At 45.9% G+C, this 24,503-nt stretch carries 23 protein-coding genes; 10 read left to right on the top strand and 13 right to left on the bottom strand.

Annotated features, from left to right (window positions below; translation table 11 throughout):
* Positions 1 to 12 precede the first annotated feature (12 nt).
* Positions 13 to 1,095, bottom strand: a complete 1,083-nt coding sequence (locus tag MHH46_RS10305; protein ID WP_036689648.1) for a tetraprenyl-beta-curcumene synthase family protein — start codon at positions 1,093 to 1,095, stop codon at positions 13 to 15.
* Positions 1,096 to 1,288: 193 nt separating this feature from the next.
* On the opposite strand from MHH46_RS10305, the gene MHH46_RS10300 reads away from it, so the two are divergent.
* A complete protein-coding gene (locus MHH46_RS10300; RefSeq protein ID WP_076125115.1) occupies positions 1,289 to 2,539 on the top strand; it encodes an MFS transporter in 1,251 nt (416 codons plus the stop codon).
* A gap of 213 nt (positions 2,540 to 2,752) precedes the next feature.
* Here MHH46_RS10300 and MHH46_RS10295 read toward each other — a convergent pair whose 3' ends face one another.
* Positions 2,753 to 2,950 (bottom strand): cold shock domain-containing protein, encoded by a 198-nt coding sequence (locus tag MHH46_RS10295; RefSeq protein WP_036689272.1) that lies wholly within the window; start codon positions 2,948 to 2,950, stop codon positions 2,753 to 2,755.
* 173 nt (positions 2,951 to 3,123) lie between these two features.
* Between MHH46_RS10295 and MHH46_RS10290 the strand changes: the two genes are divergently transcribed.
* The 6 genes from MHH46_RS10290 (at position 3,124) to MHH46_RS10265 (ending at position 7,774) form a co-directional block, all read left to right on the top strand.
* Complete coding sequence (locus MHH46_RS10290) at positions 3,124 to 3,357, top strand: hypothetical protein (RefSeq protein ID WP_036689271.1); 234 nt, start codon at positions 3,124 to 3,126, stop codon at positions 3,355 to 3,357.
* A gap of 6 nt (positions 3,358 to 3,363) precedes the next feature.
* Positions 3,364 to 3,534, top strand: coding sequence for a hypothetical protein (locus tag MHH46_RS10285; protein ID WP_036689267.1), 171 nt, complete (start codon positions 3,364 to 3,366; stop codon positions 3,532 to 3,534).
* Positions 3,535 to 3,746: 212 nt separating this feature from the next.
* Positions 3,747 to 5,537, top strand: coding sequence for an oligoendopeptidase F (pepF, locus tag MHH46_RS10280; RefSeq protein ID WP_076191338.1), 1,791 nt, complete (start codon positions 3,747 to 3,749; stop codon positions 5,535 to 5,537).
* 87 nt (positions 5,538 to 5,624) lie between these two features.
* Positions 5,625 to 5,936, top strand: a complete 312-nt coding sequence (locus MHH46_RS10275) for a lipopolysaccharide assembly LapA domain-containing protein (RefSeq protein WP_042126298.1) — start codon at positions 5,625 to 5,627, stop codon at positions 5,934 to 5,936.
* A gap of 2 nt (positions 5,937 to 5,938) precedes the next feature.
* The gene (locus MHH46_RS10270) at positions 5,939 to 6,979 is read left to right on the top strand and encodes a M42 family metallopeptidase (RefSeq protein WP_076184364.1); all 1,041 of its coding nucleotides are present in this window, start codon (positions 5,939 to 5,941) and stop codon (positions 6,977 to 6,979) included.
* A 150-nt stretch (positions 6,980 to 7,129) separates the two neighbouring features.
* Entirely contained in the window at positions 7,130 to 7,774 is a 645-nt protein-coding gene (locus tag MHH46_RS10265) for a hypothetical protein (protein WP_405132596.1), read from the top strand.
* 354 nt (positions 7,775 to 8,128) lie between these two features.
* Here MHH46_RS10265 and MHH46_RS10260 read toward each other — a convergent pair whose 3' ends face one another.
* From MHH46_RS10260 to hemE, 10 genes are all read right to left on the bottom strand, one after another.
* Positions 8,129 to 8,614, bottom strand: coding sequence for a tetratricopeptide repeat protein (locus tag MHH46_RS10260; protein WP_249267663.1), 486 nt, complete (start codon positions 8,612 to 8,614; stop codon positions 8,129 to 8,131).
* Positions 8,615 to 8,656: 42 nt separating this feature from the next.
* Positions 8,657 to 10,591, bottom strand: a complete 1,935-nt coding sequence (locus tag MHH46_RS10255; protein WP_036689259.1) for an ABC-F family ATP-binding cassette domain-containing protein — start codon at positions 10,589 to 10,591, stop codon at positions 8,657 to 8,659.
* A gap of 87 nt (positions 10,592 to 10,678) precedes the next feature.
* Positions 10,679 to 11,248: a TetR/AcrR family transcriptional regulator gene (locus MHH46_RS10250; protein ID WP_076191334.1), complete on the bottom strand. Its 570-nt coding sequence runs from the start codon at positions 11,246 to 11,248 to the stop codon at positions 10,679 to 10,681.
* Between the two features lie 44 nt (positions 11,249 to 11,292).
* On the bottom strand, positions 11,293 to 12,096 hold the full coding sequence (locus MHH46_RS10245) for a DUF92 domain-containing protein (protein WP_036689254.1): 804 nt from the start codon (positions 12,094 to 12,096) through the stop codon (positions 11,293 to 11,295).
* Between the two features lie 22 nt (positions 12,097 to 12,118).
* The gene (locus MHH46_RS10240; protein WP_036689251.1) at positions 12,119 to 12,742 is read right to left on the bottom strand and encodes a fumarylacetoacetate hydrolase family protein; all 624 of its coding nucleotides are present in this window, start codon (positions 12,740 to 12,742) and stop codon (positions 12,119 to 12,121) included.
* A 36-nt stretch (positions 12,743 to 12,778) separates the two neighbouring features.
* A complete protein-coding gene (locus tag MHH46_RS10235; protein ID WP_076125104.1) occupies positions 12,779 to 13,510 on the bottom strand; it encodes a glycerophosphodiester phosphodiesterase family protein in 732 nt (243 codons plus the stop codon).
* A gap of 21 nt (positions 13,511 to 13,531) precedes the next feature.
* Positions 13,532 to 14,929, bottom strand: coding sequence for a CapA family protein (locus MHH46_RS10230; protein WP_076125103.1), 1,398 nt, complete (start codon positions 14,927 to 14,929; stop codon positions 13,532 to 13,534).
* Between the two features lie 162 nt (positions 14,930 to 15,091).
* The gene (hemG, locus tag MHH46_RS10225; RefSeq protein WP_076191332.1) at positions 15,092 to 16,516 is read right to left on the bottom strand and encodes a protoporphyrinogen oxidase; all 1,425 of its coding nucleotides are present in this window, start codon (positions 16,514 to 16,516) and stop codon (positions 15,092 to 15,094) included.
* Positions 16,513 to 17,469 (bottom strand): ferrochelatase, encoded by a 957-nt coding sequence (gene hemH, locus MHH46_RS10220; RefSeq protein WP_076191329.1) that lies wholly within the window; start codon positions 17,467 to 17,469, stop codon positions 16,513 to 16,515. The genes hemG and hemH overlap by 4 nt, the downstream gene beginning before the upstream one ends.
* Positions 17,470 to 17,523: 54 nt before the next feature.
* Positions 17,524 to 18,585 carry a uroporphyrinogen decarboxylase gene (hemE, locus tag MHH46_RS10215; RefSeq protein WP_076191327.1) on the bottom strand — a complete coding sequence of 354 codons (1,062 nt, stop codon included), beginning with the start codon at positions 18,583 to 18,585 and terminating at the stop codon, positions 17,524 to 17,526.
* Between the two features lie 231 nt (positions 18,586 to 18,816).
* On the opposite strand from hemE, the gene MHH46_RS10210 reads away from it, so the two are divergent.
* Positions 18,817 to 20,037, top strand: a complete 1,221-nt coding sequence (locus MHH46_RS10210; RefSeq protein ID WP_038569803.1) for an MFS transporter — start codon at positions 18,817 to 18,819, stop codon at positions 20,035 to 20,037.
* A gap of 4 nt (positions 20,038 to 20,041) precedes the next feature.
* Here the strand turns inward: MHH46_RS10210 and MHH46_RS10205 are convergent, their stop codons facing one another.
* Positions 20,042 to 20,671 carry an O-methyltransferase gene (locus MHH46_RS10205; protein ID WP_076191324.1) on the bottom strand — a complete coding sequence of 210 codons (630 nt, stop codon included), beginning with the start codon at positions 20,669 to 20,671 and terminating at the stop codon, positions 20,042 to 20,044.
* Positions 20,672 to 20,873: 202 nt separating this feature from the next.
* On the opposite strand from MHH46_RS10205, the gene MHH46_RS10200 reads away from it, so the two are divergent.
* Positions 20,874 to 22,013, top strand: coding sequence for a class I SAM-dependent RNA methyltransferase (locus MHH46_RS10200; RefSeq protein ID WP_036689227.1), 1,140 nt, complete (start codon positions 20,874 to 20,876; stop codon positions 22,011 to 22,013).
* 205 nt (positions 22,014 to 22,218) lie between these two features.
* Positions 22,219 to 24,258, top strand: a complete 2,040-nt coding sequence (locus MHH46_RS10195) for an LTA synthase family protein (protein WP_076191321.1) — start codon at positions 22,219 to 22,221, stop codon at positions 24,256 to 24,258.
* The last annotated feature ends 245 nt before the right edge of the window (positions 24,259 to 24,503 follow it).

Here is a 24,503-nt window from a genome sequence, read left to right as displayed (position 1 = left end):
TTCGCGACATGGTTACAAAAAGCGTTTGCGTATCCAACGGCTGTTAGCGAAGAAGAACAGTCTTGTAAGCGGACTGCCTTTCATCAGGCTTTTAGATACAGAGCGAACTTCCCGCTGTTCGCTAACTTTCGGATCAGATAAATAAAGTGCCAGCAATCCCTCAATCACCATACGATGCATCGAAGACTCTGGAAGATTACGAACATCCTTACGGGCCCACTCAACCATTGCAGCGATCCGACTCAGCATGGTATCCGTGTCATCATAATAATTGCAGAAATTAAGATCACCGCCTGCTCGGTCCTCTTCCTGATCAATCAGATAATCCAGCATAATGTGCAGACCACATACATGCGGAAAATACGCGGCTCGAATCGAAGCCGCAGAAGCTTGGTTCAGCTTCGGATCACATGCGGATAGAAATAACATAAATACACCTAGCGTTGATCCCGTTGCAGCCGAAAACTCATTCCATTGCAGATGCGGCGCTCGACTGCCCTGTTCCTCCCACCACTCCTTCAGGGCTGTTTCCCTGAGTTCCGGGCGGATGTGCTTATACACTTGTAAATCTGTATAGAGCACAGCCAGTTCTCGAATCTCCGCTGCAGCAGCGGAATAACCTGGCAACAAAGAAATCATTTCTTGGCATTTACGAACCAGCCTGTACAAATATCCGCCGTCATTCTGTTCGCTTCGAAGCGCATAATAATTACCTGGCTCAGCATTTGGATCAATAGCATCCAGCATAGATTGATGCAGCAGCCTGAAATCTGCAGGATCAAGCGAAGTACTGCGATCACATAAGTTGTCCAGATAATCACTGATAGTTTGATAAGCAACAATTAGCGGAATCAGTATATGTTTCATCGATAAATTGCCGGCGGCATAAATACCACCGCCTATGCAATGAAACTCTTTAGTTTCAATGCTGGCAAGTGCTTGCTTCCGGAGCTCGGGATCGGGAATCCCGTTCGCATCTTGGCGCCAGAAATGGAGACATTCTCTCACTTCCGGCAGCACGTACTTATAGACCCTGTTCATAAGTCCCAGTGGACCACGCGGGCTAAGGTAACGGCCTTGCTCTAATTCACTCAATGACAGTGCCTCCACATTGTTGTCTCCTTATCCAAATCACCACTTATTATAATATGATCAGGCGTATTTGTACAAACAACAAAATCACTTTCGTAAAATCATGAAAGATTCAGAAATACAGCAGTTTTTAAAAACATCTCCCCATTGCTTTATGCTATACTAGGCATATTTCAATTTCGGAGGAGTGCAATCCATGTTTTCAAAACGGACCGGCAGCCTTTACAGTGATCAAAACTGGCTGCGTTCCTTTCTCTTTACCATATATGGTACCAGCGTCCTTGTAGTATCCTACTTTCCTTTATTCTACACACATTTAGGGTTTAGCAGTTCTCAGATAGGCTACTTGTATTCCCTCGGCCCCCTTATCTCCATCCTATCCAATCTATTCTGGAGTATGATAAGCGATAAGTTAGGCACCGTTCGAAAGATCATGTTCATACTACTTGCGGGTCAATTAGTAACTGGTCTTCTATTAGCCAGAGCGGCCGAATTTTCATCTGTCATGCTTATTTTGTCCTTCTTCTACTTCTTCTATTACCCAGTTTTTCCGCTTGCCGATACAATGGCTATCAAAGTTGCCGAAAGGCACGGACGGAACTTCATTACCATTCGCGTTTTTGGCTCCTTAGGCTACTCTTTCTTTGCTCTAACCGTTGGCTATGCATTAAGAGCATTGGGCTCTACTTGGAGCTTGACCCTATGTATCATCATCATTATTGCTGCACTTTTAATTACCCTAGGTCTTAAGGATGTTAAGAGACCTGCTGTTATAGAAACAACGAATCAAGATAAGGACACAGCTGAAGCTGATAATAGCAAAAATGGACTTAAAGATATATTGTTGCAAAAAGAGGTGCTGTGGTTCTTCGGCTGTGTGTTTGTACTCGCGTTAGGCCATAGAATGAACGAAGCCTTTCTGACGATCAGTCTAAAACAACTAGGCGCAGGTGAGGAAATCATTGGCTGGGCATTGCTCGCGTCAGCTCTTAGTGAGATCCCTGTATTATTTATCCTCAGCAGATACGGCGACAAATTCAAAGAATTGCCCTTGCTGGCCTTGGGGAGTCTGATGTATGCTCTGCGTTTTCTTTTGATGTCCCTGGCGGATCATCCAGGCTCAATGATTGCCATTCAAGCCATGCACAGTATATCATTTGGTGTTTTTTATGTAACATCTGTCCGTTATATCACCCGGATTATCCCGGATCGCCTTCGGGCAACAGGTCTTGCCATTTTCACCGTCGTTTGGTCAAGTGCCTCTGGGCTGCTTAGCGGTACCTTTGGCGGCATTATTTATCAAGAGGCGGGGCGTTATATTTTTTATATAGTGGCTACGGGTTTCAGCTTGCTTGCTTTTGCAGGGTTTCTGGGACAGCATTTATTGAAATCCAACCTGGAGCCGATCAATTATTTCAGAAAAAAGAACAAAAAAGCCTCCCTATAATTAGGTTGGTATTATTCCATAATACAAAAAGGTCGTTGTACTCCCCTTCACGGGAGTGCAACGACCTTTTTCATTTAGGAGAACATCTATAGTGGGCGTAAAAAAACACAGTTCCCGAAAGAACTGTGTTCTGTAAGTTGGTAACCACTCTTGCAAGGGCTTGCCAAGTAAATTATATATTTGTAGCAGACAGCTTAACTGTCCTGCTGTTTCTTATAATTTTACTACGTTTTCAGCTTGCGGTCCGCGACTACCATCAGTGATGTCGAATTCTACTTCTTGACCTTCGTCCAAAGTCTTGAATCCTTCACCTTGAATTGCTGAGAAGTGTACGAATACATCTTCGCCGCCTTCTACTTGAAGAAAACCATAACCTTTTTCTGCGTTAAACCATTTTACTGTACCTTTCAATTGAACAACCTCCTAAAAATAACCGCCATATATGGCGTATAACTATAGTATACTGCAATCTTCTGTTCAAATCAATCAAACCCAACCCTTAATATATGATTTAATTTGCTTTTCCCTTCTCCAGTGCGTTATCATTGAGCCAAAAGCCAAAAATCGCCAGGGTGGTAATGATAATGATCAAAAAACATGAAATATACAAAACAGACAAATGGAATATGATGACGGTAGAAGTTCAGGGCCGCTACATTGTACTCCGCGAAATTTCCGATCAATGGGGAGAAGAAACACATACCTTCCTGAGTCGTCCAGCGATGATGCAATGGGTGAATAACCGCTTCAACAAAGAATCTTATAAAGACAATGAAGAAGAGTACAAAAACATCATTGCAGCTTTCAAACAGGTATAACAGGAAATGAATAACGAAAATCTCACGATTTATGTTGTCCTAGTCCTCTGTCTAGGCGCAGTATTAATTATGACCAAGGATCGTGTCCCGCCGAAACTAAAGCGGGGCATGGCCATGGCTGCGGTCGTAATGATTCTGTTTGCTTTCATCTTTGTTATTTATAGCTTGTTGGCATAACTACCATATAAAGAAGACTAAATATTAATAATCAGGACTTAGCAGGACATAATAAGCTGACTCTACTTTTCAAAGAGGAGGACGTCATGCCTATTACACTCAAGTCCATCCCTCTTCTACTTGTGCTCAGCTTGCTACCGGGTGAAATATCATCCACAGTATTGCCGAGGGAGATTATGCCTACTACATCTCATCATTCTAGGAGGGTTTCTATGGAACAATTATTGAAGAGAAGTGAAGTACCTGCTGAGAATCGTTGGAAGCTTGAAGATATATTTGCCTCTCAGAAGGATTGGGATGCAGAATATGCTGAAGCTAAATCACTGATCAAAAAAGCTGCTGATTTCCAAGGTAAACTTGATTCCGCAGAAGCTGTGAAACAATGTTTTGAGCTGGATGACAAGCTGTCCGTCTCCACTGAGCGACTCTTTGTCTATGCTCATATGCGTCAGGATGAAGACACTGCTAATCCTGAATATCAAGCTTTGTCCTCCAAAGCGAAGAAGCTTGGGATCGAAGCAGGCGAAGCCTTTTCTTTTGTAACCCCAGAAATCTTGGCACTGCCTATTGAGAAGCTGGATCAATTTATTGCTGATCCTGAACTGTCCGCTTACACCTTCACTTTAAAAGAGATGAAACGTGAGAAAGCGCATGTATTGTCCAAGGCTGAGGAAGCTCTGCTTGCCCAAGTTGGAAACCTAGCACAAGCGCCTCAGAATATTTTTAGTATGCTGAACAACGCAGATCTGAAATTCCCTAAGATTAAAGATGAAGATGGCAAAGAGGTCGAGCTGACTCACGGCAACTATATCAAGTTCTTGGAAAGCTCCGATCGCGAGGTTCGCCGAAATGCTTTTAAAGCAGTCTATGACACCTATCGTAAGCAAAAAAACACCATCGCAGCAACGCTTAGCGCCAATGTGAACAAAAACGTCTTTTTCTCACACGTCCGCAAGTATCCATCTGTAATGGAAATGTCTCTTTACGGTGATAACATTCCAAAAGAGGTATACACCAACCTGATCGATACGATTCATGAGAGTCTTCCTTTAATGCACCGTTACATGAAGTTGCGTCAAAAGCTGCTTGGTGTGGATGAGTTACATATGTATGACCTATTTGCACCACTAGTAGATGAATATAAGCTGGATATCACGTACGAAGAAGCGAAGAAAATTACCAAAGAAGGCCTCAAACCGCTGGGTGAAGATTATCTGAATGTGCTGCAAAAAGGCTACGACAATGGCTGGATTGATGTCTATGAGAACGAGAATAAACGCTCTGGAGCTTACAGCTGGGGCCCTTATGGCACACACCCATACGTCCTGCTGAACCATAACGATAATCTGAACAGTATGTTTACTCTGGCACATGAGATGGGTCATGCTCTACACTCTTATTTTTCAGACAACGCTCTGAACTATCGGGATGCACAGTATACCATTTTCCTTGCAGAGGTTGCTTCAACTACCAATGAAGCTTTGCTTATGGATTATCTACTCAAAAAGTCTACAGATCCTAAGGAAAAAATGTATCTGCTCACTTACTATGCCGATCAGTTCCGGACAACGATTTTCCGGCAAACAATGTTCGCAGAATTCGAAAAGATCATTCATCAGCGTGTTGAAGAGGGCGATTCGCTTACCCCACAAGATCTTTCGAGTATCTACTACGACCTGAATGTCAAATACTACGGCAAAGAAATGGTTGTAGATCAGAATATCGAGATGGAATGGGCACGAATTCCGCATTTCTATAACAGCTTCTATGTTTACAAATATGCAACAGGCTTCTCGGCAGCGACTAGCTTTGCCAAACAAATCCTTGAAGAAGGTAAACCGGCGGTAGATCGTTACCTCGGCTTCCTGAAGAGCGGTGGCAGTGATTACTCCATCAATATTTTGTCAAAAGCAGGCGTTGACATGTCGTCTCCTGAGCCGATTCGCGAAGCGATGAGTGTGTTCGAAAGTGTTATCGAGCAAATGGAACAGTTGACCAAATAAGGCAGAGAGCTTAGTATTACATTAATCCCTTGCCCTATCTGGGCAGGGGATTTTATATTGTTATATCCCCCTGAGGAGGAAGATTCAATGAGAATTCAATGGTCACTAATTGCGGGTCTAATCTTCGCGCTGCTAACCGCCATATTCGCAGTCATCAACGTTGATCCCGTTCAAGTCAATTTCGGTTTTGATGTGGTTAATATACCACTTATACTTGTTATTCTTGGCTGCGCGTTAATTGGCGGAATCATCGTGGGCTCTTACGGCATTTTTCGTCAATACAAACTACAAAAGCAAATTAAAAGCTTAACTGCTGAGCTTACCAAGCTTCGTGATGCCGACACTTCACTGGATTCTTTTAACACAGACAATGATGGCTTAACAGGAGGGCTTAACTAATGATTACCATTCAACCTAATGAAGACTACATACTTTCCATCCTAAAAAAATTACTCGACACCCCCAGCCCAAGCGGTTTCACCGCACAGGTAATGACACTAGTTGCTGAAGAAGCAGCTGCGCTGAACGTACCTTTAAGCTGGAATGAAAAAGGCGGCGTAATTCTTAACGTCCCTGGCTTAGATCCCTCTCGTACTATTGGCATCAGCGCTCACGTGGATACACTTGGTGCCATGGTCCGCTCGATTAAAGCTAATGGTACACTGCGTCTGACCTCTGTGGGTGGCTTCGCCATGCACAGCATTGAGAATGAATACTGCACGATCCATACCCGTAGCGGCAAAACTTATACAGGAACCATCTTAACCAGCCATCCATCTGTTCACGTATATCCAGACGCTCGTGACTTCAAACGATCAGAGGAGAACATGGAAGTACGAATTGATGAGCTGGTATCTTCTAAAGAAGACGTACTCAAGCTTGGCATTTCCGTCGGAGATTTCATTTCTTTCGATGCACGTGCAGTGATTACGCCTAGCGGTTACATTAAATCCCGTCATTTAGATGACAAAGCAAGCGTGGCTGCCCTTCTCGGATTGCTGGAAAGTATTAAACGTGAAGGCTGGAAACCTCTCCACAACCTTTCTTTCCTCATCTCTAACTACGAGGAAGTGGGACATGGTACAGCTTGGATTCCTGGTGAAATCAATGAAATGATTGCCGTCGATATGGGCGCCATGGGTGATGATCTCAGCTGTAAAGAAACCGATGTATCCATCTGTGCTAAAGACTCTTCCGGCCCTTACGATTATGTTATGACAGGTCGTTTGATTGAACTGGCAGAAGCACTCGCAATTCCTTATGCCGTTGATATTTATCCTATGTACGGCTCCGATGCTTCCGCAGCGCTCAGAGGCGGAAACAATATCCGTGCAGCATTGATTGGCCCAGGTGTACATGCCTCCCACTCCATGGAACGTACGCATAAGCAAGCTGTAGTGAACACTGCTAAGCTTCTCGCTGCTTATGTGGGGACAAACTGAGGGTAGCTCTGGAGGCGCAGACAGGGACTTATCGTCTCACTTCTGGTGTTATTGATAGTGGGGTTAGCGCTATCGTTGTTTCTGGTATTTAGAAATCACAAGGAAGATCCCTTTAAAGGTCTTCCTCACGCCTATAGCTTTTTGGAAACAGTGAGTACAGATAACGTGCAGCTCTATATGATGTCACTTTCACCTGAAGATATTAAGCTCAAGGCCGCGGGTGTCCCTTTACGGCAAGTTAATGCATATGGGATTAACGGTGGTTTTTTCTATCAAGATGCGCTTTTATCCATGGCTATCATGAATGATACTCCAGTCAACGGAGCCCAGAAGGGTTATGGGTCTGGCTGGTTCAATGCTAAATACGCACGTGGAACCCTTGTCTGGGATGGTGCCAGCCGTAGCTTCTCCGTACAGGTTATCTCTTCTGGAGAAGAATTGAAGATTACTGATCGCCAGCATTATTTTGCGCAAGGTGGCATTAGTATGAATCTGGGACACGAAGACTTATGGGAAGCGGCAGTAGCTGAAGAGCATCTTCCTTACGCTGATGAGAAACGCCTGCGCTCAGGCATGGTGTATGACAACACAGGAAAGCTCTGGCTGATTGTTACCCCAACGCTCTCAACAGCGGCAGAGTTCCGCTCAGCGATCCTCCAGACAGTTCCTGCTAAGGGTCTGGAGGGCATCTTCTTGGACGGAGATGGCTCTTCCCAGATGAATGCGAAGGAAATCATTGTACCCGGCGATTCTCGGTCTGTAGTGCAAATGATTGCTGTGGACGGAACGAAATAAAAGAGTAGAAAAATAAAAGAGTAGAATTCTCCAATTAGTGGAGGATCCTACTCTTTTTTTGTTTATTGGTGGTTCACTTGTTCTTCAACAGACACTGCCGGAATTTCCGGTGGTCATCACTTTCGGCTGGTGCTAACGGACCCAGATGGCGTTATTCGCAAATTATTAGCCTCTGGAGCATTGTTTCGGACCCAAGCGACGTTATTCACGCAAAAAAGGAACGTATCGGGTGCTTTTAGTGTCAATAGCGACTGTGGTGTCCGTTAACATTCCAAATGGGTTATAATGCTGCGTTTAAGGTCAGCTGTGTCCGGGTAGTGATTTGTAAGAATCACTGTGATTTAAAAGCCAGCCTCAATCCCAGACTTGCTCCAGTTTATCTGAATAATAAGAAATGGCCTTACTGTAACTTCTTATCCCTTCATCCGCAGAGGTTTCTGCCAACAGCTTAAGCAGCAGCTCCATCGCTTGACTATGCTCTCCAAGATTGTGCAAGGTCATGGCTAGGAACGCCGGAAATTCCTTATTCTCCGGGTACTCCTGAACAGCCTGCATCAGAAGACCTTTTGACTTCTCGTATTCTCCGAGTGTCCGGTAGGTGCTGCCCAGTCCCAATAGAGCGCCAACTCTCTGCTCAGAAGGTAATCCTAACGCCAAGCTTTTCTCATAAAAGGGTACTGCCGCCCGCTCCAAACCCAGCACATCATGCGTCCAGGCCAATTGATATAGAAGTTCAGCGTCCCCAGCATTCTGCTCATATAGCTCAAACAGCATCATTTTGGCTTCTTCCGCTTTACCAGCGTTGCGTAGGGCTACGGCAGCTTTAAGTTTATCTTCCACACAGAGCCCTCCCCTATTTTCATTCAAAGCCATCCAACGGGTTTAAGCCTTACCAGCGATTTTCTCCGCAAGCTCGTTCAGATAGGTCCAGCGTTCCATAAGACGCTCCAGCTCTGCTTCGGCTAGGCGTTGCTCCTCTACTAGCTCCTGCAGCCTTCCAGAGTCAGCAAAAGCCGCCTCCATCTGTACACTAATATCCGTCAAACGTTGCTCTGCAAGCTCAATTTGCTCATCAATGCCCTCATATTCACGCTGTTCCTTGAAGCTGAATTTGAGTTTTGTTTTGGGAGCCGTTGAAGCTGCAGGGTTGCTGGCAGTGTCCGCGGCCTCTTTTTGCTTTGAGCTTCCTTCTTTGTTCGGTTCTCCAATGCGTGACGGTACATTTTTGGCCAGCCATTCTTCATATTCCGTATAATCGCCAACGTGAATCCGGATATCGCCATTTTCAAAAGCAATCAGCTTATCTATCGTACGGTCCAAGAAATAACGGTCATGGGATACGGTAAAGACGACACCCGGAAATTCATCCAGATAATCTTCCAAAACAGCCAATGTGCCGATATCCAAATCGTTCGTAGGTTCATCCAAAAGCAATACGTTAGGAGCTCCCATCAATACACGAAGCAGATACAAGCGTCTTTTTTCGCCACCAGACAGCTTGGAGATCGGTGTCCACTGCATCGCAGGAGGGAACAAGAAGCGTTCCAGCATTTGACCAGCCGTAATCACACTGCCGTCTGCTGTCCGTATCACTTCTGCTTCTTCCTTCACGTATTCAATGGCACGCATACTGTCATCCATATCCTGATGCTCTTGTGTAAAGTAACCAAGCTTAACCGTAGCGCCAAGCTGAACTTCACCTTTATCGGGTTGCAGCTGACCTGCAATCATATTTAAGAGTGTGGATTTGCCGCTGCCGTTCGGGCCGACGATGCCCACTCTATCCTGGGGTACAGCGATATAGCTGAGATCTTTGATTAGCTGACGACCATCCAACGCTTTCGACAGGTCATTAATTTCAATGATCTTGCGACCTAAACGTGTAGAAGCCACAGAGATATCCAATGAACCGTTCGAGCTGCTTCCCGTACTCTCTTTCAGCTTCTCGAAGCGGTCGATTCTTGCCTTCTGTTTTGTTGAACGGGCTTTGGCACCGCGACGAATCCAAGCCAGCTCTGTACGCAACAGATTCTTACGCTTCTGTTCGGCAGAGGCTTCTCGTTCTTCTCGATCGGCTTTAAGCTCTAGAAACCGTGAATAGTTAGCTTCATAACGATAAAGCTGGCCACCATCTAGCTCTAGCATGACACTAGCCACACGCTCCAGGAAGTAACGATCATGCGTCACCATCAAAAGAGCGCCGCGCCGTTTCTGCAAATATTGCTCCAACCAAGCCACGGAATCCGTATCAATATGGTTCGTAGGCTCATCAAGAATCAGCAGTTCAGAGGGGGTAATCAGTGCAGCTGCCAGAGCCACACGTTTACGTTGTCCACCAGAAAGTGTGTCCATTAACGCATCAAACTTTAAGATGCCTAGCTTGGTAAGCACGCTTTTGGCTTCACTCTCCAAATGCCATGTTCCCGCAGCGTCGATCGCCTGCCCAATCTTTACTAGTTTTCCTTCCAGTTCAGCATTACCAGGCTGCTGTTCAAGCTGGGACATAGTCTCCATATACTCACGCATGGTAGCAAGGTCTGGATCATCCCCGGCGAACACTTGCTGCAAAACTGTATTCATAGGATCATAAGGAGGATTCTGCGCCAAATATTGTACTCTTACATTATTCCCGATGGCAATTTGTCCACCATCCGGAGTATCCAGACCGGCAATAATCCGTAAAAAGGTTGATTTACCCGTTCCATTCACACCGATCAAGCCAATTTTATCCCGATCGTCCATACCAAATGAAGCGTCGCTAAAGAGTACTTTCTCGCCATAACTCTTGGAAAGATGTTCCACGGTCATAATATTCATGCTATTTCCTCGCTTGCCTTATATTTTCATAAAACCGGCCCGCATCTAACCAATGCTATTTATCCGGTCTATCATCCTATCCAAAATTCAGGTGATCATGGCCCCTCTAATAAAAAGACCAGCAGCGAAATCAGCGCGTTTATACGCGTCCTCCTCCGTAAAAGACGGATCAAATAAAATATCCATCTTCAAACGATCCAGCATCCCTATGTAGGACTGTGCCATAAGCTCAGGCTCGGATGCTCCACCTTCTAATAATACCTTGACCACATCTTGCATGTATTGCTCCATAAATTGAGTCATATACGCCACTAATTCAGGATTATTGTTAGGGGCACGGAAAAAGAGCTTCGTATGCCGCTTGCGTTCATAATAATAATTCAAGTGATGTTTAGCAATGATCGAAAGTTTACCGGCCAAAGTATCACTAGCCTTCAGCCTTTCCTGTAATTGCAGGAGAAACCCCTCACAATCGCGGCGCGTCACTGCCATGAATAAATCTTCCTTGCTCTTGAAGTATAAATAAACGGTGCCCTTTGCTATCCCGGCTTGCTCCGCCACTTCCGACATCTTCGTTTCGTAAAATCCACCTGAACCGAAGAGCTCGTATGCGGCATCCAGAATAGCAGTATGTTTTTGATTGGATGCGCTACTCATCGGTCCCTCCCTAAACTGTGCCATTCAAAGCTTAAATTCAAATGCTAAATGATCATGCTCAGCAGTAAGGCTGCCGCACCTCCTAGGATAGAGCTGATGGCATTGACTGCGTCATTGCTCATCCACTTCCAGCCTCTTGCGTGTACAGCTGGAGCCCCACAATGCTGTGAGCCTTCCACTTCGCGGCCGCATACGGTACAGCGGTTCATCTGCTGCACGGTTGCACCAAGGATAGAGTCGGCAAAGGCGCCGACTAATCCTCCGGCAAGTCCTGCTAGGGTAAGCAGCACGAAAGAGTGATCCGGCATGCCGGATATCATACGCAGCAGCCAAGCTGACGCACCGATGAGTGCGCCTCCTGCTGCCGCCGCCAGCGTACCCAAGCTGGATACACCACCCGAAGCTCCGGCAGGAAGAACTTTACCCGTAAGGACAGAACGAGGCGGTTTCTTGCTCAGTGTTCCGATCTCCGTAGCCCATGTATCCGAGGTTACTGTAGCCATTACACCAATAAATAGGAACCCCCACAGCTCATGCGGGAAGATCGCATTCAGAAGAACCAGAACCATGCCAAGTCCACCGTTAGCAAAGACCTGCCCGGCATCGCGGCGGCCCGTCTTAGCATACGTCAGCTCTAATTCTGCTTTATTATCATGATGAAGTTTGGACAGCAGGCTTGAAGTGATGAAGAAGATCAGCAATATCCCAAACCAAAAAGCATTTCCGGCACCAAAATAAATAGTGCCCATCACTACCGCGGCAATCATGCCAGAGAGACTTAAAGACTGCTTCCAATATGCCGCTCCCGCAACAATCAAAGCGCCTAAAGCGCCAATAACCCACTGCATAGATTCATCTCCAACAGATCTATTAACCGATCAGGCAAGTCCCCATCAGCTTGTCGCCCCAGTACAGCTCGAAAGCGTCGCCAGCTACAGTAGGACCCACGCCTGCCGGAGTACCTGTAAATATCACATCGTCTTTCCCTAACCCGTAGCGCTCCGCGATAAAATCAACAATTTTTTGAAGTGAAAAAATCATGTTTTTAACATTGCCGCGTTGTACTTCCACCCCATTTTTCACCACTGTAAAATCAGTTCCCTCCAGCTCTTCCTTATCTGGAAACGCTATGTAAGGGGTGAGTGGTGCGGCATTTTTAAAGCCTTTAGCTGGCGTCCACGGCAAACCTTTCTTCTGCAGATCATTATGCACATCACGCAGCGTGAAATCCAGTCCCAGTGCCATAACATCTACCAGATCCTCCACGCTCATGCCTGGTGTATAATCACGTGCAATACGCAGTACAAGTTCACCTTCATAATGAATCTGACCCGCATCCTTTGGCAGCTTAATTACTGCTTTATCGAGGGAAACAGCCGCATGTGAGGGCTTCATGAAGATGAGCGGCTCCACGGGCACATTGTTACCCAATTCCTCCGCGTGTAGCTTGTAGTTGCGTCCAACACAATATAGATTATTAACAGCAGCGCACATAAACAGTCAGCTCTCTTTCCCATCGATTTGGATTATTTATACCTTCAGAAAGGTGTCGCCCCATATATCCGGGCGGTTTGTACAGATCATTATATCAGAATGCATGTCGGCTAAGCGACGCATCTCTTTCGCTTTGTTCACAGTCCAAGCCATAATTTCCACCCCACGCTCGGACAAAAGCTTAGCCAGTCTAGGATTCAGACGCGAGAAGCTAATCGAAAGTAAAGAGCAATCCAGTTCATGCAGCCTGCGTGCAGGATTGCCAAATCTGGAATCAAAGATCAATCCGGTACGAAAACGGGGATCAATTTCCTTGACTTTTTTTAATGCTCCAGTATCAAAAGAGGTCAAGATCACGTCGTCCCGCATACCTTTTGCAGAAATAAGATCCGTCACCGTCTTCTCAATGCCAGGATACATATCTCCCACTGTTTTCAGTTCAATATTCAGACGCAATCTTCCAGAGGCTAGTGACAGCACCTCTTCCAAAGAAGGCACCCGCTCGCCCTGAAAAACACGCCCTTTCCAGCTCCCCGCATCCAGACGCCGGATATATTCCCAGTCCATGTTCTTCACCTTGCCATGACCATTGGTCGTCCGGTCCAACGTATAATCATGAATGACAACAGGAACGCCGTCTTTGGAGAGCTGGACATCAATTTCCATCCAGTGCACAAAGGGCATGGCAATCGCCATCCGAATGGCTGCCAATGTATTCTCTGGAGCTTTACCGGAAAACCCTCGATGGGCTACACACAAATTGTTCATCATAAGGACCTCCCAGGAACCCTATTTGGTAACTTGAGTGACTTTACCGTCGCTGCCGATCTTTACCCGTCCTGCGGATAGAGCTTCTACTCTTTTTAACAAAAGCTTTCCATCCACTTCGTTCATTGGCACAGGCTGTGCTAGCTCGGCTTTCATAGGCTTCAGCTTTAAGGAGCATTGACCTTTTACACTACATTCCGCCTGAAAAACCGCAGTTTCCCAAGTGGCAGGCACTGTAGATCTCGTAAAAATAAAATTCCCGGTGCTGTAGGCAATCCATTTGCCCTTGTATGGCTCCACGCCTTGCAACACATGTGGATGGCCGCCAATGACAAGATCGGCTCCTGCATCGATAAAGCTATGGCCCAGCGACTGTTGCGTTTTATCATATTGTTCTACCCGTTCTTTACCCCAATGGACCACTACGACCACCAAATCGGCTTTCTTTTTGGCTGCAGCAATAGCCTTCAGTCCTTCTGCACTATCGTATACGGAGGCAAGTCCCGGCTTATTTTTCCCTGCCATCCAATCCGACGCAGGAATCACCCGGGTGAATCCCAGCAAAGCGATCTTAATGCCCTTACGTTCAAAATATTGCGCCGAATATGCTTCTTTACTGTTAAGCCCCGCACCCACATAAGGAATTCCTCTTTCAGCAAGGTGGTTAAGGGTATCCCGCAAGCCTTGCTCTCCTTGATCAAGCGTGTGATTATTCGCCATATTTACTGCGTCCACACCCGCTGACTTAAGCGCATCCAGAGCGAGTGGTGATCCTTTGAATACAAATTGCTTATTAGTGGCACTTACGCCACCTGTAGTCACTGGAGTTTCCAGATTCAAGATCGTAAGATCATCTTTCTTGAACAGACCCTCCAATGCGGCATACGAATAATCATAACCTTTCTTCTCCAGCAGTTCTCCAGCTTTCCCGGAAAATATAACATCTCCACCAAAATTCAAAGTTACCGTCTTACCAGACGCGTTATCATCTGACGGCAGACCAGACACTGCATCATTATTTGCTGCTTCCGAGCTGTCCTCATCCTTCGCAGGGGTCGCTGTCGCTTCAGGAGCTTGTGTTTCAATAATCTCTTCGGGCTCCTCCTGCGGTGTAGGCGTTGGCTCTGGAGTTGCCGTAGGAGAAGGGCTTGGCGTCTCTGTAGCTTCAGGCGTTGCAACTGCAACCACCGGAGGTGCTGTCTGAGGCTGATCACTACTCTCTGGTATAGGCGTAGCTGTCGCTTCTGCTACCGGAGGCGGTGAGGCGCTTTTCTTGTCAGGGTCATTCGTAAAGCTATAAGTCAATAACACGGTAATCATCAAAAGAAGACCTGCATTGATCCAAGCCCAGGCCGTTCTGCGCTTGCGTTTGCTCTTATGTTTGTTCTTTTGTCTAGAACGCGATCGCGGCGGATACATGGTTTCTGTGATCTCCTCTACTCTCAAATTGTTTTTATTATAGCATATCTATCACAGCACCCTACAAATAAGAGAGTCGATAGAAATAGAAAATTTTACTAACTAAAGAAAAACAGTGAAGCGCCTCATGCTTCGCTTCACTGTTTTATTTAGTCATCGTACTCACATTTCATTCATTAGCTGTTTAGCAACGCTTTCCGCAATAAGCTTGGACTGCTTGATGCAATCCGGCATTGCTATGCCATTAAATCCGGCGCCAATGACATACACACCAGGAAGCGAAGCCGCTAATTCTTTGCGGAATTCGGTAATATTATCAAGATGTCCTATAGGATACTGAGGCATGGAATGCTCTAAGCGGGTGATTTCCGTAAATATTGGATTCGCAGTAATGCCCATGATCTCTCGCAAATCTTTAAGCACAAGCTCCGTCAAAGCCTCATCAGGCAGCTGAACATTCTGTTCATCACCAGAACGACCCACATAACAGCGCAAAAGCACCTTATCATCAGGAGCCGTATGCGGCCATTTCGTAGATGTCCATGTGCAGGCAGTAATATTCCGCCCTTCTTTACGAGGCACAAAAAAACCTGATCCATCATATTCGTTAACAATATCCTTTTTGTTAAAAGCCATGACTAGATTCGCTACTGAAACATAATCCACCGCTTCCAGCGCCGTAACCTCCATATGGGGACGAAGTAAGTCAGCAGCCGAAAAGTTAGGCGTAGTGATATATACATCATCCGCAAGCAACCGTTCGCCATTCTCCAGCTCTACCTCATAAATAGAAGGACTCCCAACAGCCTGAATAGAAACTACGTTAGATTCCGTCCGTTGTTCTACATCATGCAGCTCATAAATCAGACTATGCACGAGACTTTGCAGCCCTTTGCGGAACGTCAAGAAGGTACTCTGTGTAGTACCTTCCTGTGCCTTTTTATTCTTTCGCCCTGTGCGCATTCCACGAATAAGGCTGCCGTACTGTTGTTCTAATTGTCCAAATTGCGGAAAAGTAGCATGCAGGCTAATTTTTTGTATATCTCCGGCGTACATGCCAGAGAGGAGTGGCTCGGTTAAGTTCTCCAGCACTTCAGACCCTAGACGGCGCTCAATAAGCTCACCAAGCGATTCGTCTTCATCATTACGCCGCGGAGGAAGAATAAAATCCATCATCGCACGTATTTTGCCCCCAAACGAAACTAACCCACTTGATAAAAAAGGTTTCAGTTCGGTAGGGATACCGAGTACAAGACCGTTTGGCAAAGGATTAAGCTTGTCCCGCTGCAAGATATATCGCTTCTTAGCAAGAGGGTTAGTGGATACCAGCTCGTGATCCAATTCCAATTCCTTAGCCAGCTCGCACATCTCCGCCTTTTCCGCCAGAAATGAATCCGGTCCCTTTTCAATCACAAAACCATCGCGATGTAAGGTTTCAATCTTTCCACCGAGGTTTTTCTCTTTCTCAAGCAAGACAATATCAGGCTTAATACCCGCTTCTTTATAAAATTTACGAATATAAAAGGCGGCGCTGAGTCCGCTCAGCCCTCCGCCTATGATAACAATTTTTCTTGTGGGGCCAATCATGATTGAGCGGCCTTCATCTGCTCCAGTCGTTTACGAATTACATCGCTCAATACAGACATATATGCGGGATCACTATTCAGTGAGTCAATCCGCATAAGACGCATATCAAGCTCTGCAGCTACGGCTGTTGCCTCAATATCGAGATCGTACAGTACCTCTAAATGATCGGATACGAATCCGATAGGGGCCACCAATACGTATTCCACCTGTTCTTTACTAAGCTGTTGCAGCGTGTCCAGAATATCTGGACCAAGCCACGGTTCAGCTGTGCGGCCAGCACTTTGCCAAGTAAACTGCCAGTTGGTTATGCCTGCTTGAGCTGCAATTGCCTGCGAAGTTTCCAGCAGCTGATCCCGATATGGATCACCCATAGCCAGAATACGTTCTGGAAGACTATGAGCGCTGAATAATACGCGAATCTCATCACGGGTCGCACCTGCTTCAATATATTGATCCAGCTTCGCCGACACTCTTTGGCTTAACACATCGATCAATTCAGGATGCATATGGTAACTCTCCACAAAACCCATGTCAATCTTGCATGCATCAGCCTTTTCCTGCGCACGCTTGATGTAGCTCCCTACACTCATACTGGAATAGTGTGGCGCCAAAACAATACCCACTGCTTGAGTAATGCCATCCTTCGCCATAGCCTCCACGCCGTCCTCAATAAAGGGACTGGCATGCTTCAAGCCTTGATAGCAGACAAATTCAACATCCGCTCCCGCTTTATCCGCATTTAATGCTGCTTGTAAAGCTTCTACTTGCCGGTCTGTATTCTCCCGCAGTGGGAATACCCCCCCGACGATTGCTTCATAACGGTCGGTTAACTCTTTAAGCTGCTCCGCTGTTGGCGGATTCCCCCGTCTAATATGCGTGTAATAAGCTTTAACATCTTCTAGGCTCTTAGGAGTGCCATACGACATGACGAGAACACCTATTTTTACTGTCACGGATTCCGTCCCCTTTACAATTTAATAGCGTGGAACATATAAATTCTTATATTTTTACGAACGTTGCTTAGCCGTTTCTTGTAATACTTCCTGAGAATAAGTGTGAATATACTCCGTCAATTCTCTAAGTTTGTCTAATGAGGCCTCCGGGAATAATCCATGGCCCAGATTGAAGATATAACCTGGCTCAAGCACACCTTCATCGATCAGTGCTTTCGCGCGTTCTTTCAAGAGGTCCATCGGAGCTGTAAGCAAATATGGATCAAGATTTCCTTGAATCGCAAATTCATTGCCTATTCTGCGTCGGCCTTCAGTCAAGCTAACTCGCCAATCCAGCCCGATTACGTCTGCTTGAAGCTTCGTAAGACTTGGCAGCAATTCTCCAGAGCTTACGCCAGGAAAGTATATTTTAGGTACATCAAGATCAGATAATTCGGAAAAAATACGAGAAACCGTCGGCAGCACGTATGTTTCAAAATCGCGTGGAGCAAGCGCACCAACCCAACTGTCGAACAATTGGAAGGCTTTGCCTCCACTCCGCACATGACTTCGGAGGTAAGTGATAATCATATCGCCCAGCTTGTCCATCAGCATTTCCCAGACACGGGGTTCACTGTACATTAGCTCTTTCGTACGGATATATCCTTTGGAAGGTCTACCTTCGATCAAATAGCTGGCAATTGTAAACGGCGCGCCTGCAAAAGTGATCAAAGGAACGTCCAGTTCCTTATCCAGAATAGCAATCGTTTCCAAAATGTGGCTCAGATCACCCTCCACATCAATGGGTTTTAGTCTCTCCACATCAGCTGCACTACGGATCGGATTCTCAATCACTGGACCGATATCCTTAACGATATCGAATTTCACTCCGATTGAAGCAACTGGATTCATAATGTCGGAATACAAAATGGCCGCATCCACACCCAGCTTGCGAACGGGCATCATGGTTACTTCTGCCGCCAGCTCAGGCTGCTTGCAGATTTCAAGCAACGAATACTTTTCCTTAATTTTACGGTACTCGGGATCATAACGGCCGGCCTGCCGCATGTACCATACGGGAACGTGCTCCGTGTCCTGCTTTCTGCAGGCGCGGATAAAAGTGTCATTGTAGGTCATGATAAGATCTCCATTATATTTTATTAGATTTTTTTAATCGGCATATCTACTATTATGCCCTTTTTAAAAGCTTGTAACAACTAATACGAAGAGTTTGGAATGACAATCCTATGACATTACTATGACATGTGTTGCACACATGAAGCTGCAAAAAATGATATACTGATAAAATGGCATTTTTTCCGTGAATCATATATTCTCTGAAATTCTTTGAAAGGATGTGAAAGCACTATGAAGAAATGGGAGACCTGGAAGGTCAACCTCTTAGTGCTTTGGTTCGGGCAATTTTTGGTGAATGCTGGAATGACAATGATTACACCCTTCCTGACCTTGTACCTTGCGAAGGATCTTGGTGTCCAGGGTGAACATGAAATTGGAATCTGGGCGGGACTTATTTTTGCCGCAAACTTCTTAACCTCTTTCATATTCCAGCCATTATGGGGCAAGCTTGCAGACAAATATGGACGTAAAATCATGTTGCTGCGTTCCAGCTTTGGCATGGCTATTGTCATGGTATTAATGGGCTTCGCACAATCCCCTTTACAGCTGCTCCTGCTCCGTCTCTTAAACGGTACGATCTCTGGCTTCAATCCCGCCTCCATCGCACTGGTGTCAGGTACTACCCCCAAAGAACGTATGGGCTTCTCCATGGGATTGATGCAATCAGGATCTGTAGCAGGAACAATTCTAGGGCCACTGATTGGTGGCTTACTTGCCGATTTAATCGGATTTCGGCCGATTTTTTATGTCGTTGGAGCCTTGCTCTTTATCGCCTCTCTGCTGGCATTATTTCTTGTTAAAGAAAAATTCGACCGCGCCGAAGCCGCACAAGAGCCACAGGTTTCTGTACTCGCAGGCTTGAAGGAATTAATCAAAATCCCTCAGCTTCCAGCTCTATTCGGTGTAACCTTTCTGCTGCAATTTGCAATGATTAGTCCTATGGCCTTGTTGCCACTTTATGTAGAAAAATTAAATGGACCCGCTGAGAATATAGCCTTCTTGGCCGGGATGGTCAGTGCCGTTACAGGGATCTCCAATATGCTGGCTTCTCCCTTGCTTGGGAAGCTAAGTGACAAAGTCGGCGCACATCGTATTCTGACCTATGCGTTAATTGGCGCTTCACTCTTCCTAATTCCGCAGGCATTCGTAACTAGTGTCTGGCAGCTGATTATAGTCCGTTTCCTAATGGGAGTCTTCATGGGCGGACTGTTGCCCAGCGTTAATGCGCTTATCCGCTCCTATACCCCTGACGGAAAAGAAAGCCGCGCATTCGGCTTCAACAGCAGTACATTGGCGCTAGGCAATATGCTGGGAGCTATCTTGGGCGGCTTTCTATCAGGTTACATCGGAATTGAGGGGCTTTTCATTATATCCGGCTGCTTGCTGCTGGTTAATACGATTTGGGTTCGATTGAAGCTGTACAAAGTAACAACACCGCGGTTATTTCGCTAATCAGCTATTTGACCATCGCTAGTGCCAATCCATCATAGGCAGGCAGACATGTACTGATAAGACGTTCATCCGTAGCGATCATCTCATTGAAGTGGCGCACAGCCAGGATGGCAGGACCATTTCTATCTGTATTTAAGGTCCGTCCACGGAGAAAAATATTATCACCCGCAATGATCGCTCCTGGATTGGCCAGCTTGATGGCATATTCCAAGTAGTTAGTGTAGTTCAACTTATCTGCGTCAATGAAAAAGAAATCGAACCTAGCGCCCTCTGCTTCCAGTGCCTTCAGGCTGTCCATTGCGGGTCCTATTCTATACTCCGTAGTATCCCCGAAGCCTGCCAGCTCTAAATTACGGCGGGCAAGCTCGGCATAGTCGGCTCTCAGCTCTAGCGAAGTCAGTGTGCCACTTTCAGAGAAACCGCGGGACAAGCAAATTCCGCTGTAACCGCCAAGTGCGCCAATTTCCAAAATACGCTTAGAGCGAGACAGTCTAACTAGCATGGTGAGCAGTCTTCCGTACCCCGGCTCGACAGACACCGGCGGCATGCCTGCTTGAACGATTGCTTCTTTTACTCGAAGCAGAATTTCGTCCTCTGTATAAAGTTGTTCACTGTATTCTTCTTGCGTAAGCATAAAGATTCTCCTTTGAGGATCCCCCGTTTGCTCATAGTAAGGGATGACGGGGAACATTTTATGATTTATGGAATGCCGGGCATTGTGAAGTGTCCCACATTCCCCTATACTTGTATGGATGCTTTAAAGGACGACAATGTCGTCTCTTCTTATTGTACTGGCTTTTTGTATTTATCTACAAGTTAAACGGAGTTGAGAGTATTTGAGCAAATTACAATTAATCGCTACTGCCCCTATGGGTTTAGAAGCTGTGGTAGCGCGCGAATTAAACGAACTGGGTTATGAGACCAAGGTCGAGAACGGACGAGTATTATTCAGCGGTGATTACATCGATATCTGTCGCTGTAACTTGTGGCTGCGTACATCTGACCGCGTATTGGTTAAAATGGGCCAATTCCCTGCTAAAACCTTTGACGAGTTATTCGAAGGGGTTAAAGCCTTGCCTTGGGAAGATTGGATTCCAGAGAATGGAGAATTCCCGGTTGAAGGACGGTCCCATAAATCACAACTAACGAGTGTACCCGCTTGCCAAGGGATTGTCAAAAAAGCTATTGTTGAGAAGCTGAAGCTTTCGTATCATACAGACTGGTTCCCGGAGAACGGTCCTCGATATGTGATCGAAGTGATTTTATTAAATGACATCGCTTTGATCACATTAGATACCACAGGACCCGCGCTTCACAAACGGGGTTACCGCAGACATGCAACAGAGGCTCCACTGAAGGAAACAATGGCTGCTGCACTAATCCAGCTTAGCCGCTGGAATGGCCATCGGCCCCTGTTCGATCCATGTTGTGGTTCGGGAACACTGTTAATTGAAGCTGCCATGATCGCTTGGAATATTGCTCCAGGACTACGCCGCTCATTTCCATCTGAACATTGGCCAGTCATCCCCAAACATCTTTGGGAAGAGGCGCGCGAAGAAGCTTTCGATGCGGTGCGCGATGATTATCCTTTGCAATTAACAGGTACGGACATTGATCCAGAAGCGATTGAAATTGCTGAAGCTGCCGCCAAGAGTGCTGGACTGTCCGGAGAAATTACCTTCAAAGTGATGGCTGCCGCCAAAGCAAGACCTGAAGGAGAATATGGTTGTATCATTACTAACCCTCCATATGGGGAACGGATCAGTAATGACAAAGAAGTGGAAAAGCTGACCCGCCAGTTTGGTGAAATGATGATATATCTGCCAACATGGTCATTTTTTGCGATCAGCCCTTACAAGGAATTCGAACAATTTTACGGTCGTAAGGCAGACAAACGCCGCAAACTGTATAACGGACGTATCGAGTGTCAATATTATCAATACTTGGGTCCACTTCCACCTAGAAATCCGAAATAATTAGGATCACCATTGTTTTGAATGCAGAACGGACATCTACCTCGTATGAGGAGGATGTCCGTTTTTCTCCGAGTATAAGACTGTTTTAGTTTAGCGCCTATAACTTTACGCTCATATATTTCTTCGAGAAACGTTTATCATCTAAAAAAGACAACAACATTGTTTATTCTGGTTTTATTTATTTTCTGTGTTAGGAGGTTTTATAATGTCTGACTTTCCATCAATTCGGAGCAACAGAACCGTAACAAGTACAATAGCTGCTGTGATTCGCTCCCGATATATCGGTTATCTCCTTTTTCTTGGCATCATGCTGGCCAAGTTATTATTTCTGCATAGTGGGCTGCATGCTCCCAATATAGATATGAACCGGCAGGACAAATGGATTGCTGTAGGTTCAGTCATGTTATTGTCTTTTTGGACCCTGTGGCTTCCCCGCCGGGGACAGACGATAGCGTTGTTAAGTATAAACTTGCTTCTGACACTGCTTATTTATTCGGATATCGTCTACTATCGTTATTTTCAGGATTTTATCACGGTACCCGTATTGTTTCAGGCTGGACAGATGGATGCGCTTGGTGGAAGTATCTTCGCCCTACTGCGTCCTTCCGATCTTTATTTGTTCGCTGACTGGCTTCTGCTTATTGCCTATGGAATCGGAATAGGGTTCTACCACCGGAAAACCCATACATACTTGTCTAATGCCGCCCCTCGCCGTTATGGGCAATCTCACTCTTATTCTCAAACCGGTTATTCCCGCCGCTCTTCACGCCTGAGCAGGATGCTAAAAAGAAGCGTGAATGGCATCGTTGCTCTGGCGCTAGGTTGCGTGCTAACCTTTGGACCTATACACACCTACGCTACTACCTGGGCTAAAGATCTATTCACTGGCAACTGGTGGAGTCTGGCGATGTATAACGTAACCGGACTAATCGGTTTTCACGGTTATGATATTTACTTATATGCTAAAGATCATCTAGGTCCGCAGCCCGAGCTTTCGCAAGAAGAAGCCACCTCAATGCAGCTCTGGTTCAATAAACAAAACACTGAGCAAAATGCCAATAATGACAGCTTTGGAAAATACAGCGGAAGCAACATCGTTGTTATTCAAGCTGAAGCTTTTATGAACTTTGTAGTTGGACGCTCAATATCCGGCCAGGAGATCACGCCTAATCTGAACGCTCTAATCAAAGAAAACACCTATTTCAGCAATTACTACCATCAGACCTCACAAGGACGAACTTCCGATGCGGATTTCACGTCCAACGCTTCCCTGTACCCGCTGGTCTCCGGCTCGGTATTTGTCCGTTACCCGGATCATCAGTTTGACACGCTGCCTGCTATTTTGAAATCAAAGGGCTACAGTACCAATGCTTTTCATGCGTACGAAGGCAGCTTCTGGAATCGGCAGATTATGTATAACGCGATGGGTTATGACCATTTTTATAACAAAAAAGACTATACAATAGACGAACCTCTAGGCTGGTCTCTGGGTGACAAATCCTTTTTGCGGCAATCCCTCGATATTATGGACACTTCAGAAACGATAAAGCAGCCTTTTTATTCATTTTTGACTACACTATCCAGCCATCATCCTTATTCTCTCCCTGCAGATAAACAAGGGCTTGATACTGGAGAGTTCAAGGGCACGATCTTCGGAGATTATTTGCAGGCTGTTCACTATACGGATGAAGCTTTAGGGGAAATGGTCAAAGAGATGAAGCAGCGTGGGCTGTGGGATAATACCATTGTTGCATTCTATGGAGATCATGATAATTCGATTCAGGAGACCTCTTATTACGAACAATTTCTCGGCAAAAGCCTTAGCGCACTCGATATGCAGCAAATAATGCATCAGGTTCCCTTGCTCATTCATCTGCCAGGCTCTAACGCCTCTGTCCTTGATTCAGCTCCAGCTGGTCAGTTGGATCTTACACCTTCCTTGCTCCATTTGCTGGGGATCTCACGTGATCCTTATTATCTCATGGGCAATAATCTGTTTAGCGGGCATGAGCGTCTTGTAACGCTGCGATCCGGTGCCTATGCCGATGCAAAGCTTTCTTATCTCCCCAGCGAAAATGGGCAATTTGCCAGCGGAACCTGTTATAGTCTCGAAAGCCGGGAAGCCGTTGACGTAGGGGAGTGCAGCATCGGGTATGAGACCAGCAAGCTCCGCCTACAGATCTCCGACGATATCATGAAATATGATGGAATCAAGAAGCTCAAGAACACACAATCTGCACCTTAAGCTTACATCCGGGTAAACGAAGACACTGTCCAAAAAACTATCGAAAAGGGCTGCTGCGATATCCTCTATATGTTGGACATTTACCACTTGATCGTTGTTGGAAGCACGTTTGGTTTTCCGACTTAGATACGTAAAGTATCTCACTAACGGACACAGCTGACCCTAAACGCAGCATTATCCGAGATTTGGAATGCTAACGGACTCCAGAGCAGCTATTAGCCTAGAAAACGCCGATATGAGCCTCT

It is taken from the genome of Paenibacillus sp. FSL H8-0175, from assembly GCF_045040615.1.
GTDB classification, from domain to species: domain Bacteria; phylum Bacillota; class Bacilli; order Paenibacillales; family Paenibacillaceae; genus Paenibacillus_AQ; species Paenibacillus_AQ odorifer.
Note: the sequence above shows the minus strand (reverse complement) of the source record. Positions and strands in the feature narration are given on the sequence as shown.

What these genes read in the sequence shown, in the direction of transcription:
- MHH46_RS10300 (WP_076125115.1), top strand. Translation starts at nt 1,289, where the DNA reads ATGTTTTCAAAACGGACCGGCAGCCTTTACAGTGATCAAAACTGGCTG.
- MHH46_RS10290 (WP_036689271.1), top strand. Translation starts at nt 3,124, where the DNA reads ATGATCAAAAAACATGAAATATACAAAACAGACAAATGGAATATGATG.
- MHH46_RS10285 (WP_036689267.1), top strand. Translation starts at nt 3,364, where the DNA reads ATGAATAACGAAAATCTCACGATTTATGTTGTCCTAGTCCTCTGTCTA.
- pepF (WP_076191338.1), top strand. Translation starts at nt 3,747, where the DNA reads ATGGAACAATTATTGAAGAGAAGTGAAGTACCTGCTGAGAATCGTTGG.
- MHH46_RS10275 (WP_042126298.1), top strand. Translation starts at nt 5,625, where the DNA reads ATGAGAATTCAATGGTCACTAATTGCGGGTCTAATCTTCGCGCTGCTA.
- MHH46_RS10255 (WP_036689259.1), bottom strand. Translation starts at nt 10,591, where the DNA reads ATGAATATTATGACCGTGGAACATCTTTCCAAGAGTTATGGCGAGAAA.
- MHH46_RS10250 (WP_076191334.1), bottom strand. Translation starts at nt 11,248, where the DNA reads ATGAGTAGCGCATCCAATCAAAAACATACTGCTATTCTGGATGCCGCA.
- MHH46_RS10245 (WP_036689254.1), bottom strand. Translation starts at nt 12,096, where the DNA reads ATGCAGTGGGTTATTGGCGCTTTAGGCGCTTTGATTGTTGCGGGAGCG.
- MHH46_RS10240 (WP_036689251.1), bottom strand. Translation starts at nt 12,742, where the DNA reads ATGTGCGCTGCTGTTAATAATCTATATTGTGTTGGACGCAACTACAAG.
- MHH46_RS10235 (WP_076125104.1), bottom strand. Translation starts at nt 13,510, where the DNA reads ATGAACAATTTGTGTGTAGCCCATCGAGGGTTTTCCGGTAAAGCTCCA.
- MHH46_RS10230 (WP_076125103.1), bottom strand. Translation starts at nt 14,929, where the DNA reads ATGTATCCGCCGCGATCGCGTTCTAGACAAAAGAACAAACATAAGAGC.
- hemG (WP_076191332.1), bottom strand. Translation starts at nt 16,516, where the DNA reads ATGATTGGCCCCACAAGAAAAATTGTTATCATAGGCGGAGGGCTGAGC.
- hemE (WP_076191327.1), bottom strand. Translation starts at nt 18,585, where the DNA reads ATGACCTACAATGACACTTTTATCCGCGCCTGCAGAAAGCAGGACACG.
- MHH46_RS10210 (WP_038569803.1), top strand. Translation starts at nt 18,817, where the DNA reads ATGAAGAAATGGGAGACCTGGAAGGTCAACCTCTTAGTGCTTTGGTTC.
- MHH46_RS10205 (WP_076191324.1), bottom strand. Translation starts at nt 20,671, where the DNA reads ATGCTTACGCAAGAAGAATACAGTGAACAACTTTATACAGAGGACGAA.
- MHH46_RS10195 (WP_076191321.1), top strand. Translation starts at nt 22,219, where the DNA reads ATGTCTGACTTTCCATCAATTCGGAGCAACAGAACCGTAACAAGTACA.